This window comes from Sporolactobacillus sp. PKPK-6 (assembly GCF_056678885.1).
The window spans coordinates 1,412,662-1,426,227 of the sequence record NZ_JBWXPA010000001.1; the positions used below are offsets into that span (position 1 = coordinate 1,412,662).

Sequence of the window (13,566 nt, forward strand, 5' to 3'; positions counted from 1 at the left end):
AATTAAACGAGATCTTTGCCCTTCGTCTCCGGAACGAGTAGGAGAATCGACACGGCTGCCAAAATATAAACAAATGAGATGGTACCAAGCGCCGCACTGAGTGAATGGTTCATCGCCATAAATCCGATGATCAGCGGACCAAAGCTGCCGATGAATCGACCGGTATTAAAGATAATATTTTCAGCGGTTGAACGTGCTCGCGTTGAATAGTGCTCAGCCAGCAGCGCGCCGTAACCGCCCATCATTCCGTTTACGAAGAAACCGAGAACAGAGCCGAGCACTACGAGCGTTGTCGGATTGTCAATATGGAAATAGATCCATACGATAATTGCCGCGCATATTTGAAAGGTAATGTATGCCGGTTTGCGGCCCCATTTGTCTGCAAGCCAAGCGAACGTAATAATGCCAATGACCATGCCGATAACCGTTGAAATCGTCCAAACCACGGTACCGTTAATCGTGTAGTGGTGCTGCTGCGCGAGCATCGTCGGCATCCAGTTCATGATGCCGAAATACCCGAAATTCTGCACACTGCAGATGATAATCAAGCCAAGCGTTGTACCGGTAATACGCCAGTTTTTGAAAAGTTCAACGATAGAAATGGAGGATTTTTTTTCAGTCTTTGTCTTCAGCCAAATATCCGGTTCTTTTAGGCTGCGGCGTGACCACCAAGCGAGCAGTGCAGGAATAACGCCTACAAGGAATACGCCTTTCCAACCAAAATGCGGTGCGATGAACGCCGCAGTCAGTGTCGCAAGGATCGTTCCTCCTTGATACCCCAGCGCAACGTAAGAAGTGGCGCGCGTCCGAGACTTTTTCGGCCACGTTTCGGTTACAAGGGTCATACCGATCCCGAACTCGCCGCCAAGACCAAGTCCGGAGAGAAACCGGAAAATGTTAAACGTTTCGTAATTTGGTGCGAACGCGCATAATCCAGTAAACACGGAAAATACGAGAATCGTCCATGTGAACACACGGACACGTCCATAGCTGTCGGCCAGAATACCAAATGCATAACCGCCGATCACAACGCCAAGCATGGTAATCGTCGAGATGCTTCCTGCTTGCGCAGGATTGAGGCTGTAATAAGCGATAATTAATGGCAGTACAAACGAAAGCATCATCATGTCCAACCCGTCCATCGCATAACCAACAATCGATGCCCACAGGGTTTTGTGCTGATAAGGTCCAATTTCATTCAATTCCACAGTGCTGTTTGACTCGGTCATTTTTCTTCTCTGCCCTTCTTTTTCTGAAATTTGTTATGAGTGCCCAAGGTGTTTATTCAAATGATCTAGATAATCGTTCCATTGAGTGGAACATCGTTTCTATTTTGAATAAACTAAAATTAAAGGAATGAAGTCATTGTAACCTTTCTTATAAACAAGCAAAAGGATCGTGTCAGAATATATGACAAACTATTTTTTCATTCGACATCATACGATTCATTTTATCGCATGGACATGTTCCCGGATTCGATTGATTTATCGGCATTTCATGCAAACTCAGAAAAATGGGCACAGCCCACTCCCTATTTCCGCAGTTTGCGGACTTTCGCTTTGTGCAGGACGTACTTTCACAGGACATGTAGGCTTTTCGAAAGATCCTTTGCTCCAAATGCAATTTTGAATCGTCAACCTTGTGCTTGAACAGGCACTCCTGTTTCCGGGCAATATGTAACGAGTAAAATAAGCGGAGATTTTCCGGTTATGTGCACTATGGAGCTTATTTCGCCGGTAAATAAGGGGAATTTTTCCGCCTATGCAAAGCAAAACCCTTCATTTTCACGGTTTTCGATTGAATAAGCGGAATTTCTCCGTCTATTTAAGCTATTTTTTCATTCATTTTCTAATTAAGCGGAATTTTTCCGCTTATTTATCAGATTGGGCACTTAATCTGATTGCCCAACCGAATCTATAACCTGATCGTCGTCAATCCTTTCCTAAATTTAATCGGTGATCGCGCCTGAATGAATCAGTTCGATATGCGGATGAATGCGCAGCTTAATGGTGCGGTAGATATCCGGCCAGTGCTTTTCCCACTTTTGAAACTCTGCCGGGTATTTGCGGTCAAAGGCCTGATAGGTCATGTAGACATCGCTGTTCAGCTTTTGGCTTTTCCGGAATCCGCTGTGAATGACGGAGGAAAGAAAATGGCCGGTGCTTTCCTCAATGATCGTGTAGTCTCTGTTTTTCATTGGGTCCAGATGGGTACTGTTTTCTACCAGCGCCCCTCTGCCACGCAGGTCAACATCGAGAATCCACTGTCCTTGGTGTATCGTCGGTCGCACATGGACATGGACCGCCTGTACATCAACTGAAATTGCTCCTTTTTCATCTCTTGGCGAAAAGGAAAAGATATTATCTTCAAAAGCACCGGTCATCATCAGCATGCCAAAGGTTTGGCGTACGTTGAGCTTTCCATTCAAAATTTCTTTGGAAAAAATGGCTGAGCCCACCGTGTCAATGACCTTCTTTCGCGGGTCGGTGCGATCCTCGGTCAGTTTGATGCATGGAATCGTTATGGGTTTGTTGGGGCGTGTCTTCATCAGGCTGATGTCACGGATCGTTGTCTCCAGGTTCACATGCTTTCGCTCCTGCTTCATGAGTGCGATGGACGAGTTCCGTTCCAAAACGGATTGGGCAGCCAATATATCGGAAACTTTATCGTCGGTGACAAAAAGCAACGTTCGCTGTCGTATTTCCCGCATCCGCTGGCAGTAATCGAGCACTTCACCTAAGCGGTCGCGTGCGATGCTCGTACTGATCACGATCACTGTATTGTGCCCGCGGAACAGGCGCCGCGACATACGTCTGGTAATATTATTGAATGCGTCGGTAATGGTTTCTCCGGTCTCGGTGGTGACAAAAGATTGATTCTGAATGGGGGTTGACCCGGCAGATTGCTGTGCTTGTCCGGTCTGCGGCACAAACAGCTGCAGGGAGATCCGGATCCGCCCCTCATCTGTCATGTCGATTCCCGTTGCCATGACCAGGGCGAGATTGTCCAACTCATGGTGATCCTTGCATCCGCTGAGGGTCGGAAGAATGAGCAGGATTATGAGCAGCAGGATTTTTCCCGTATGTATTGCGTGTTGCTTCATGTCTTTTGCCCCCTGCCTTTCACGGATTGGTTTCTGTTTCCATGAGCACCTTGAGGATTCTGTTTCTGAACCCATAGCGGTGCACGCACGACGCTGTCGAGTGACGCTTTTTTCCTGAACGGCGCGAACGGTTCAAAATAAGGGATACCGAATGACCGGAGCGAGGTCAGATGAATCACAATGCAGATGACCGACAACACAACACCGAGTAAGCCGAACATACTGGCAATGATCATAATCGGAAAACGCAGGATTCGGATCGCAATGGACAGGTCATAATGCGGAATCATGAATGAGGCAATCGCAGTGATGGAGACGACGATGACCATCGCCGGTGATACGAGACTGGCTTGAATGGCCGCTTGCCCGATGACAAGCGCGCCGACGATGCTGATTGCCGGTCCGATCTGACGCGGCAGACGAACACCCGCTTCGCGCAAGCCTTCGAATGTAATTTCCATGCCCACGGCTTCAACCACTGCCGGGAAGGGCACCTGCTCTCGAAATTGGATAACAGACATGATCAATGTGGTCGGAATCAGCTCCTGATGGAAGGTGATGACCGCAATGTAAAAAGCCGGTGCAAGTAGTGCAATGAGAATAAAAATCGTACGCAGGATTCGGAGCAGCGTGCTGATTATAAATCCTGAATAGTAATCTTCCGGTGATTGCATGAAGGCGAAAAAGGTGGTAGGCATGATCAGTACATTCGGGGTGCCTTCAAAAAAGAGTGCGGCGCGCCCCTCTAACATTGCGGCGCAGATCGTGTCCGGCCGTTCGGTTGTCTGGATCTGCGGAAAAATACTCCAGCGCTGATCCTGAATCTGCTCCTGAATCATGCCTCCGTCCCAGACGCCGTCAATGGAGACCCGATTGACGCGATCCAGAATTTCCTGAATCAGCTTTTTATCGCAAATACCATCCATATAAGTGAGTGCGACCTGCGTGCGCGAATAATCACCGACCTCCAACGTCTTCACCTTTAGTTTCGGTGTCCGAATCCGCCTGCGAATCAGAGAGATGTTCACATGCAACGATTCGACAAAGCCTTCTTTGGCACCGCGGATGACTGGTTCCGTCGGTGTATCTTCAACCGAACGCGTTGCCCACTTGGTCAATCCCAGGATCAGCGCAGACGGCACCCCATCCAGAAAAAGAACCGGCTTTCCATCCGAGACATTTTTGAATACATCGGCGAATTGCTTGATCTTCTGGGCATCGGTTACAGACAACGCCTGCTTCATATCCTCAAGACTGCGCACAGGTTTCTTGCTTTTTTGCAGACTTTTTATGACATGCTCGTCGATCTCTTCAACATTTGCGGTGCCTTCAAGATAAACAAGCAGTGCACCGCTCTCTCCTTTTTCCCCGAATCGAATGACGCGCTGAATCACATCGGCACAGTCTTGATATGCCTGATCCAAAATGTGCTTGTTTTTATTGAGGCTGCCGCTGATCATTTGCGACGCTTCCGGAGCAAGATACAGTTGTTCCGGCGTTTTCTTTTTGCTTTTTCCTTTCCATTGACGCAAAAAGTTCCAGACACTCATCAGCACCTATTCCTTTCCATTGTTATCAACTCACTGCCCGCTGCTTCTTGGTGTATCTCGATGAAACAACAGGCAATAGATGAGGAGCAGAATTGGCAGAATCATATTTCCAACGAGGCAGCAGATATTCAGAAAAAACATGCCGTTTTGATACATGCTCTTCATGCTTGTAAAGCAGAATGAACTGATCAAAAGCAACAGCAGCATAACCGGAAGTGCCAGCTTGGCATAGCTTATCTTTTTCACGAAATGCGCGGTATTCACACTGATGATGAACATAAGAAGCGCCATTTTAACAAACATGCCAAGCAGCCAGACGATCATGAATAAAGCGGAGCTGCGTTCGATCAGTCCACTGACTTGGATGTAGCGTTCGACAATATCGAAAGAGTACAGATATTGAGACGTCGCATCACCAAGAAAACAAATAACGACGAAAAACACAATCAACAGCGAAACCGTTGTTGCCGTGACAAAGAGAAAGCCGGTTGTCAGCATTTTTTTAGCCGGAACGGAGACGGCAGGCATGTAGAAAGCACCCCAAAGAAATTCGCTGTACCACGCAAAAGAAAATACTGCCCCCTTCAGCGGATACAGAATACCCTTGTCCAAAATCGGCAGCAGACGGTAAGGCGATAATTCCGGCAGAATCAGCAGGCAGGTGATGAGTTGAACCGCAATGATAAACGGAAAAAAGAATACGGAGGAGCGGCAGATCACCTCCAGCCCCTGATGCACTGCGTACATGCAGACCAACAGCAGCAAGCCGATAACGACAACCGCGGGCATGTATTGGTAGTAATTGATGGTCAGGTACATTTGATATTCTCGGAGGATGAAGATCGCCTGTCCAATTAACAAACCGAGCAGGAGCGCCGAGCAAAAGTTGCCGATCCAACGGCCCATGGTTGTCCGAAAAATTTCAATGAGCGTCTGCCCGGGAAAACGATGGTAAAGATACGTGACTACAAGCACCATTACATAGCCTGCGAGCGAGCTGACGATCAAGGGCAGCCATAAGTTCTGTTCGGCTGCTTTATACAGCATGGTCGGCATCGTCAGAATTCCGGTTGTGATCATCCCCAAATAGATAGGCAAATAATAGTGAAAGAGCGTAATTTTCTCGGATTTGATCATTTCGTCCCAACCTTCTATCAAATAGCGCAACTCAAAAAGAAGTTATTTTTTAATATGTTCCTGATGGGCGAATTTTATTTATTGGAATGTGCACGGCGGCTTTTGATCGCAGGCTTTATCTAATGTCGATTGGCTCGTAAACTCACTCAGGTTTACATTGAGTCCAAACTGGGTATATCTCTAGTTAACAGTTAATGATTTGTATATGGAGGCATTCTATTTTGAAAGAAGATCAGTTTGGAGCATTACCAAGAGGAATTAATCACATTGGGCTGACTGTACCAAATTTAGATCAAGCGGCCGCTTTTTTAAAAAAAGCGCTTGGTGCAGAGTATGTATATGACGGTTTAACATTAGATGATGCCCCTCGAAAAGGGCGGACGGTAGAGCATCAGCTTGGCCTTTCGGATGGCAGTAAAATTATCAAGCAACGATTGCTCCGAATTGGGAATGGAGCAAATCTTGAGTTGTTTGAGATTGTCTCAGACAAACAGACACAGCCTGCCGGATTGCAGGATTTGGGATGGAATCATATCTCTATTTACGTAGATCATATTGAAACGGCTGTGGCTCGTGCAAAAGCTGCGGGTGCCCAATTTCTATCTGAAATTCACGGAAATTCGAAGCATGAAGATACACCTGAAAACGCCAGCGTCTACTTTGTGACTCCATGGGGTTCACTTGTTGAACTGCAATCTATTCCCAACGGATATTATTATCCTGATGACAGCGAAGCGGAGACCTGGATTCCGGAACGATAATTGATTGATGAGCATAGCTATTAAACCTCGGCCATAACCGGCCGAGGTTTTTTATGGCTTGCTTATTAGGCGGAGCTTGTTTGACCTCATGTGTGCCAACTGAATTGTAACCTTGGCAGATCACCCAGACTTCTGTACACGCACAATGACTTCTGAGGCGATCTCATTTTTTTAATTGATTAGGCGAGTGAGCGGTCCGAGCGGTTCATGTTCCAGTCGATTAATTAATGCGGTGATGTCGGTCGCGTTCTCGGATGCTTGGCTGAGCTTGGTTTGGTGTTCAAGCTGAGATAGCGGATTGGCAGGACTGCCCTTCGGCTGGTCAACAATCGTCGAATAGATTTTGCCGGATCGGGTGGTCACTTTGACTGCCGTGTATCTGCCTTTCGGCTGCGCATTCTCGGATGCTTGCCATTCCGGATCATCGTAATTGCGTTGCACTTTGAGCAGCTCGGCACGTGTTTTCTCCGGGATCGGTGTTGGCGCGAACGCAGCCCGTTCCAAAGGCTGACCGGTTAACGCAAGCCAAACAATATATTCAATACAGAAGCGTCCCTCTTCACCTGTCTGCGGTGCACGAACAAGCAATGCGCTGTCACCGTTTTTCGGGAAAAAGACATCGATGCGAGCAATATCGGACGCTTTAAATCGATGGGCGTGATAGAGGCTTTGTGCTGCATCCGCGCCCTGCATCGCGGCCGAGCAGAAGGTATAGCGCTTGAACCACAGCCCCGGCGAGACGATTCGCCAAGGTTTCCCCCAGGTTTGCTTCCATTTGGCGATATCCGGATTGGCGGTTCCATAGACGCGAAAATAGCCGTTTGCTTCATTAAAGAGCTCTGTCGATCCGGCAATGCCCGCCTCTTCTACTGCTTCATAAGCAAAAACAGCCGCACGTGCCGCAAGTCCTGCATGCAGCGGCTTAACTGCTGTGCCGACTTGAAAACGAAGCCCGGCACTTTGTGTCGCTGCAATGCCGAGTACTTGCGCGAGCCGAGTATTAGGCAGATGCTTAAGCGCGCCAATTGCTGCTGCGGCCGCGATTGCACCGAATGTTCCGGTTGCGTGCCATCCGTGCAGATAGTGATAGGGATTGACGGATTCGCCAAGGCGGGCCATCATCTCGACGCCAATGATATAAGCGCGTAGGAACTCATCGCCCATAGTGTCCCCATCAGACACTGCAAGCAGCGCGGACAAAATGGGCGCACTCGGATGTCCGCGTACGCCGGCATGTGTATCGTCATAATCAAGGTAATGTGCTTGAAATCCGTTAAACAAAGCGGCGTTCTGTGCTGTAACCCATATATTGGCACCGATTAAGGTTGCCGGGCCCTGTTCGCGTGCAACATAATCGCGAAGCTTTGCAACGGCTGATTCCTGAACGGCGGCGAGCGACGACGCGATATAATCGGAAAGTCCGGTTCGCGCGGCTGCCAACGCCTGATCATCCTGCAGCGGATCCGAAAATTGGATAAGCTTTACGATTGTTTCCGTTTGATGGTCCATGTTCCGTCCTCCTTGCAAATTAACTGATCTATTCGGAAGATCCGCCTCTTTCGGCGGATCCGTCCGCTTCTGAAATAAACGAACGGCTTGATTCGAACTTTTTCGGATCGAGTAAAGCAGGCGCGCATTGTTCAGTGGTTTGTTACCTCTGTTTCATTAAGGTTCTGGTCCTTAATTAAGTAACGAGTAGAATAAGCGGAGATTTTCCGGTTATATGCACCATGGAGCTAGTTTCGCCGGTAAATAAGGGTAATTTTTCCGCTTATATGCACCATGGAGCTTGTTTCGCCGGTAAATAAGGGTAATTTTTCCGCTTATGCAAAGCAAAACTCTCCATTCTCACGTTTTTCGATTCGATAAGGGGAATTTCTCCGTCTATTTAAGCTATTTTTTCGTTCATTTTCTAATTAAGCGGAATTTTTCCGTCTATTTATCAGATTGGGTGCTTACTTGATCGTACAACCGATCCGTGCGGATTAGGAGTCAGCCTCTTATGACCCTATCGTCGTACCGGCAAAGGCGAAACGATAAACTTTCTTTTCCTGTGAAAAAGGCCGGGCATATGTTGGCCCGGCCTTAACTCGTTGCAGATCAGATTGCAGGTGCGGATTCTAATTCTTTGTTCAGGTCGTCCTGCGTGATTTTGATCGGCGTTGATCCATTCTTGCTGAACAGCGCGGTCGGCACGGAAGTTGCGTCGAAGGCAATCGCTTCCTGAGTAATGGTCAGGCTGTACTCTGTGTTGTCTGGCTGCACAGTCAGTCCATAGTTGTCGGTCAGGTAAGTCTTGATTTCACTGTCGTTGAGCGCTTTCCATTCTGCCTGATCCTTGAACAGCTGCAGGATGATCGGGTTGGTTTTCGCCTGATCCTTGTAGTCGAGGAACAGGTGCACCAGGTTGCCCTTGAGCAGGCCGACCTTCGGCTTATCAAACGGCTTGAGAATGAGCTCAAGCTGCTTGTTTTCGATGGCCGGAAGCAGCTCTGTTTCATAGTTTTTCAGATAGTTTGCGCAGTGCGGGCAGGCAAGGTTGGTCATCACAGTCAATTTCAGCGGTGCTTCTTTGGAACCGAAATGAAAGCCTGTATCGGATAGTGTAGGCATGGTGATCCCTCCAATTTGATGTTACTTTTACGCTAACTTAATCTGCGGCGAGGCGCAAGAAATATGCAACGGCTTATACCGGTACTTCTTTGTGCTTGTCAAGTTGCTGCAGGAAACGTCGCGTACGCTCATTTTTTGAATAGCGAAGGACATCGTTCGGTGCCCCTTGTTCGATAATTTTGCCATCCGCCATGAACACGACCTTGTCGGCGACTTCACGTGCAAATTCGATTTCGTGGGTGACAACAATCATGGTCATCTTTTTTTCCGCAAGGTTGCGGAGAACACGTAATACACTGTCGACCAGTTCGGGATCGAGCGCGGAGGTCGGTTCGTCGAGCAGGATCGCTTTCGGATTCACCGCGAGCGCGCGGGCGATACTGACGCGCTGCTGCTGACCGCCGGACAACGTGACGGGATATTGGTCACGCTGATCTTCGAGATTGACCTGTTTGAGAAATTCCAATCCGAGACGCTCTGCCTCACTTTTCTTCATGTTCTTGGCGAGGATCAGTGCGGCGGTCACATTTTGCAGTGCGGTCTTATTACGGAACAGGTTGTAGTGCTGAAACACCATGGCCGTCTGCTGGCGCAATGCGACGACCTCTTTTTTTCCATAATGTTCCGCACCCAGACTTGCTTCGCCGATTTTGATTTCACCTTGATCCGGCTGTTCGAGCAGGTTCAGACAGCGCAGCAAGGTTGATTTTCCGGAACCGGACGGGCCGATAATCGCGACAACTTCACCTTCGTCGACCGTGAAATCGATACCGTCCAACACGACGTTGTCTTTAAATTTTTTGTGCAGATTGTGTACGTTAATCATGCTCATTTTATGCCCTCCTCAATGGTTTCCCAAGCCATTTTTCCAAATAGCTCTGCAGCCAGGAATAGATGATCACAAGCATCCAATAGGTGAGGCCGATTGCCAGGTAGGTCTCGAAAAATTTCAACGAGGCTGAAGCGATCATTTTCCCTTCGGCGAACAGCTCGGTAACGCCGAGTGTGAACGCGAGCGAGGTCTGCTTAATCAGCGATACAAAGGTGTTACCGGTGCCGGGTAAAGCATTGAGCGCTGCCTGGGGCAAGACGATATGGGTGAAAATCTTGAATCTGCTGATGCCGACGGCGAGCCCCGCCTCGAGTTGCCCTTCATCCACGGAATCGAGTCCGGCGCGAAAGATTTCCGCAAGAAAAGATGCTTCCTTTAAGCTCAAGCCGATAATGGCCGCGACCATTGCGTTCAACCCGGACAATGATGGAAAGAGCTGCGGCAGGCCGTAATAGATGATGAAAAGCAGGACCAGTGTCGGCATCGCCCGAAACAGTGAGATATAGACAATAGCAAGCTGCTTGACGCCGGGCAGATTGGATTGACGTGCAAGCGCAATGACCAGTCCGAGCAGGCAGGCGAAGATCATCGATATCACAGCAAGCAGCAAGGTGATGGGTATATAGTTGAAAATCAATGGAAAAACACGAAGCATATAGCCAAAGTCGAAATTCATGATGTCTTTGTCTTCCTTTCTGTCTGAATGGACCGAATGTGTGCGAGGTGCTCGCCAAAATGCATTGCAGTACCTTCTTCAATGCATGCCGCATTAAAGGCGTCGATGAGCCGGCCCCATGATATACCGCCGAGGTCCATTTTACTTCTCAACAGTAATATCTTCATCGAAGTACTTTTCCGAAATTTTCTTGAGTGTGCCGTCTTCCTGCATTTTTTTCAGTTCCTTATCGAAAGCCTTCTGCAACTTTTTGCCTTTGGCATTCTTAAGGAATGGAAAGGCAACTTTATCTTCCGCTGCTGCTCCGTCAATAATTTTTAACGGCAGTTTGTTTTTTTCAATGGTTGCTTTCAGGATCGGGCGTGTGTTGACGAAACCGGCAACCTGATTTTTCACGGCGTCACTGATTGCTCCGTCGCGTGTTTCATAGGTCTTGATTTTAATTTTGGAATCGTAGGCTTGCAGGCTCTTCACGTTGTTTGATCCGAGGACACCCGCAACCGTTTTGCCTTCCAAGTCTTTCAAACTCTTAATCTGTGTATTTGCTTTATTCGTTGCAACCTGTGTCGCGTAATAACTATATGGCGTTGAAAATGCATATTTTTCCGCGCGTTCCGGTGTAACTGCTACTGCATTGGCAATCGAATCAATTTTACTGCCGTCCAATTGGCCGATCAAGCCTGCAAAGTCAACGGTCACCCATTTGACTTTGTAATTCAAACGCTTCGCAATCGTCTCGGCCACTTCAACATCAAAACCAACGAGGTTGTCGCCGTCTTTATAGCTGTTTGGGTAGCTTTGTCCGGTTGTTCCGAGTGTGATGGTTTTATTGCCGGATCCTGTGCTTTGCCCGTTGCCGCAAGCAGCAATAGGAAGCAGTAAGAGAATAGATAGTGTGAGTGCAACTAATTTCTTCATAAGTAAAAAATTCCCCTTTTTCCGTTCATGTCGATTTAATGTTGTGTGGACACAGTCAGCGGGTTCGTTTTTCTCCACTGTTCATAGAGCTGCTGATCAAGCACCTTCAGAAAATAAATGGTGATGTGCCCTTTTTTCAAATCAGCCGTACCGACCTTAACGAAGCCGAGCGATTCGTACATCGAGGCAAGCCAAGGATGGCTGTCGGCCGTGCCGAGCGTCACGGCGGGCAGATGCAGCTGCTGAATGAGTACTGTTTCCTCAACCCAGTGAAGCAGGTTCTTGCCCAAGCCGGAGTTCTTCTTTGACGGTGCGGTGGCGAACCAGCCGATATGCGGCAATCCGTATGGGCCGGGATTCGGTCCCCACGGAAAACGAAGAGACAGACTGGAGACAAGTTCGCCCTCCTCCTCGATGACGTAGACCGCATTGCCGCGCAAGTGGCGAACAATTTGCTCGCGATCTGCGGTGGCTGCTGCAAAATGGATGCCGAGCTCGCGAATCGATGCATAGGCGGAATGAATGAGCCGATAGTATGCTTCCGTGTCGGCGAGCGTCGCTTTTCGGTAAATATAGGTCATGCTTGTCGCTCCTTTATTGCTGAACCGGCCGACCGAGTACGGTGTCGGCACGCTGCAGGACGCGGTTGATTGCCGTCTGCGTACTGCCGAGATAGTGTGCCGGGTCGAGCCAGTGATCAATTTCTTCTTTACTGAAACGTGAACGAATCTCCGCTTCCTCCCACAGAACATCCTCAAACGGACGTTCCTGTTCAAAGGCGGTCATCGCGCAGGTGTAGACAAGGTGATGCGCGGTTTGTTTGCCAACCTCCTTGCCCAGCTCGAACATTACTTTTTCCGATAAAATCAAGCCATGCTGCAGCTTGAGATTTTTCAGCATGTTATCCTTACGCACCGTCAAGCCTTTCAGAATCCCCTGAGCCAGCTGCAGCTGAGCGGAGAGGTAGATATTCAATTCAGGCAGTGCAATCCATTCGGCGCGCCAGCTCATCGCGTCGCGCTCATGCTCCATGGTCAGTGATTGATGAATCAGCGCGGCTGCATGCAACACTGGCTGTGTCAGACTGGCCAGTCCCTCGCATGAGCTCGGGTTGCGCTTATGCGGCATAGTCGACGAGCCGACCTTGCCGGCTGTGAACGGTTCTTCAATTTCGTCGATTTCTGTATGCATCAGCAAGTAAAATTCATTGCCGATTTTACCCAGAGTACCGCTGATCAGTGCGACCACAGAGGCATACTCAGAAAAACGGTCACGCGAGGACTGCCAGCAAATGTTCGGCACGTTCAAGTCAAGCTTTTCTAATGCTAATTTCTCAATTTCCGGCCCTTTGCCGTCGAACGATGCATAGGTGCCAACTGCGCCGCTGATGTTTCCGGTCAGGACGCGTGCTTTGATTTCCTTGAGCCGATCGAGATGACGCAGTAATTCGTCGAGCCAGATGGCGCATTTAAAGCCGAAGGTAATCGGCAGCGCCTGAACGCCGTGCGTGCGGCCAGTCATGAGCGTATTCCGATACTTCTCGGCGAGGCCGCGAAGCAGGAGAGCAACAGCCTTGGTGTCGCGTTCGACAATAGTGAACGCTTCCTTCAGCTGCAGAACAGTGCCGGTGTCAACGATGTCCTGGGTTGTTGCGCCATAGTGAACGAATTCACCGTAGTCGCCGCTTTGATGCTGCAGCGCTTCAATCGTCGGCATGAGCGTATGCTGCAGTTCGGCGACTCGTGCTGCGATCGCATCGAGATCGTAATGATCCGCGTCGGCATGTGCCTCGATTGCTTTCGCCGCTTTCTCCGGAATTAAACCAACCTCGCCCTCAGCGTATGCAAGCGCGGCTTCAACGTCAAGATGCTTTTGAAAGCGATTTTTTTCATCCCATACTTGGCGCATCTCCGTAGTGCCGAAGCTGCCGCCGACCATTCGATTATCAATGATGTGTGCTCCCATTGCTACCCTCT

Annotated in this window: 12 protein-coding genes; 1 reads left to right on the forward strand and 11 read right to left on the reverse strand. The window is 48.9% G+C overall.

Annotation, left to right across the window (positions count from 1 at the left end; all coding sequences use genetic code 11):
- Nucleotides 1-2: 2 nt before the first annotated feature.
- From AC1MBV_RS06765 to AC1MBV_RS06780, 4 genes are all read right to left on the reverse strand, one after another.
- Nucleotides 3-1,229 carry an MFS transporter gene (locus AC1MBV_RS06765; RefSeq protein ID WP_480947937.1) on the reverse strand — a complete coding sequence of 409 codons (1,227 nt, stop codon included), beginning with the start codon at nt 1,227-1,229 and terminating at the stop codon, nt 3-5.
- A 719-nt stretch (nt 1,230-1,948) separates the two neighbouring features.
- On the reverse strand, nt 1,949-3,103 hold the full coding sequence (locus AC1MBV_RS06770; protein WP_480947938.1) for a Ger(x)C family spore germination protein: 1,155 nt from the start codon (nt 3,101-3,103) through the stop codon (nt 1,949-1,951).
- Nucleotides 3,100-4,635: a spore germination protein gene (locus AC1MBV_RS06775; protein ID WP_480947939.1), complete on the reverse strand. Its 1,536-nt coding sequence runs from the start codon at nt 4,633-4,635 to the stop codon at nt 3,100-3,102. Before AC1MBV_RS06775 ends, AC1MBV_RS06770 begins: the two co-directional genes overlap by 4 nt.
- 48 nt (nt 4,636-4,683) lie before the next feature.
- Nucleotides 4,684-5,790 carry a GerAB/ArcD/ProY family transporter gene (locus AC1MBV_RS06780; protein ID WP_480947940.1) on the reverse strand — a complete coding sequence of 369 codons (1,107 nt, stop codon included), beginning with the start codon at nt 5,788-5,790 and terminating at the stop codon, nt 4,684-4,686.
- 221 nt (nt 5,791-6,011) lie between these two features.
- Here AC1MBV_RS06780 and AC1MBV_RS06785 point away from each other — a divergent pair, with 221 nt between their 5' ends.
- Nucleotides 6,012-6,551, forward strand: a complete 540-nt coding sequence (locus AC1MBV_RS06785; RefSeq protein ID WP_255747310.1) for a VOC family protein — start codon at nt 6,012-6,014, stop codon at nt 6,549-6,551.
- Nucleotides 6,552-6,722: 171 nt separating this feature from the next.
- On the opposite strand, the gene AC1MBV_RS06790 is transcribed toward AC1MBV_RS06785, so the two are convergent.
- The 7 genes from AC1MBV_RS06790 to purB form a co-directional block, all read right to left on the reverse strand.
- Nucleotides 6,723-8,060, reverse strand: coding sequence for an MmgE/PrpD family protein (locus AC1MBV_RS06790; protein ID WP_480947941.1), 1,338 nt, complete (start codon nt 8,058-8,060; stop codon nt 6,723-6,725).
- Nucleotides 8,061-8,651: 591 nt separating this feature from the next.
- A complete protein-coding gene (locus AC1MBV_RS06795; RefSeq protein WP_255747314.1) occupies nt 8,652-9,164 on the reverse strand; it encodes a thioredoxin domain-containing protein in 513 nt (170 codons plus the stop codon).
- Nucleotides 9,165-9,237: 73 nt separating this feature from the next.
- Nucleotides 9,238-9,990, reverse strand: coding sequence for an amino acid ABC transporter ATP-binding protein (locus AC1MBV_RS06800; protein ID WP_255747413.1), 753 nt, complete (start codon nt 9,988-9,990; stop codon nt 9,238-9,240).
- Nucleotides 9,991-9,997: 7 nt separating this feature from the next.
- On the reverse strand, nt 9,998-10,672 hold the full coding sequence (locus tag AC1MBV_RS06805) for an amino acid ABC transporter permease (protein WP_255747316.1): 675 nt from the start codon (nt 10,670-10,672) through the stop codon (nt 9,998-10,000).
- Nucleotides 10,673-10,813: 141 nt separating this feature from the next.
- Entirely contained in the window at nt 10,814-11,590 is a 777-nt protein-coding gene (locus AC1MBV_RS06810; protein WP_255747318.1) for a transporter substrate-binding domain-containing protein, read from the reverse strand.
- A 35-nt stretch (nt 11,591-11,625) separates the two neighbouring features.
- A complete protein-coding gene (locus AC1MBV_RS06815; protein WP_480947942.1) occupies nt 11,626-12,171 on the reverse strand; it encodes a GNAT family N-acetyltransferase in 546 nt (181 codons plus the stop codon).
- A 13-nt stretch (nt 12,172-12,184) separates the two neighbouring features.
- A complete protein-coding gene (gene purB, locus AC1MBV_RS06820; protein WP_480947943.1) occupies nt 12,185-13,555 on the reverse strand; it encodes an adenylosuccinate lyase in 1,371 nt (456 codons plus the stop codon).
- Nucleotides 13,556-13,566: the final 11 nt, after the last annotated feature.

Coding starts and splice junctions, on each gene's coding strand:
- AC1MBV_RS06790 (WP_480947941.1), bottom strand. CDS start 8,060: ATGGACCATCAAACGGAAACAATCGTAAAGCTTATCCAATTTTCGGAT.
- AC1MBV_RS06805 (WP_255747316.1), bottom strand. CDS start 10,672: ATGAATTTCGACTTTGGCTATATGCTTCGTGTTTTTCCATTGATTTTC.
- purB (WP_480947943.1), bottom strand. CDS start 13,555: ATGGGAGCACACATCATTGATAATCGAATGGTCGGCGGCAGCTTCGGC.
- AC1MBV_RS06795 (WP_255747314.1), bottom strand. CDS start 9,164: ATGCCTACACTATCCGATACAGGCTTTCATTTCGGTTCCAAAGAAGCA.
- AC1MBV_RS06800 (WP_255747413.1), bottom strand. CDS start 9,990: ATGATTAACGTACACAATCTGCACAAAAAATTTAAAGACAACGTCGTG.
- AC1MBV_RS06765 (WP_480947937.1), bottom strand. CDS start 1,229: ATGACCGAGTCAAACAGCACTGTGGAATTGAATGAAATTGGACCTTAT.
- AC1MBV_RS06780 (WP_480947940.1), bottom strand. CDS start 5,790: ATGATCAAATCCGAGAAAATTACGCTCTTTCACTATTATTTGCCTATC.
- AC1MBV_RS06810 (WP_255747318.1), bottom strand. CDS start 11,590: ATGAAGAAATTAGTTGCACTCACACTATCTATTCTCTTACTGCTTCCT.
- AC1MBV_RS06815 (WP_480947942.1), bottom strand. CDS start 12,171: ATGACCTATATTTACCGAAAAGCGACGCTCGCCGACACGGAAGCATAC.
- AC1MBV_RS06770 (WP_480947938.1), bottom strand. CDS start 3,103: ATGAAGCAACACGCAATACATACGGGAAAAATCCTGCTGCTCATAATC.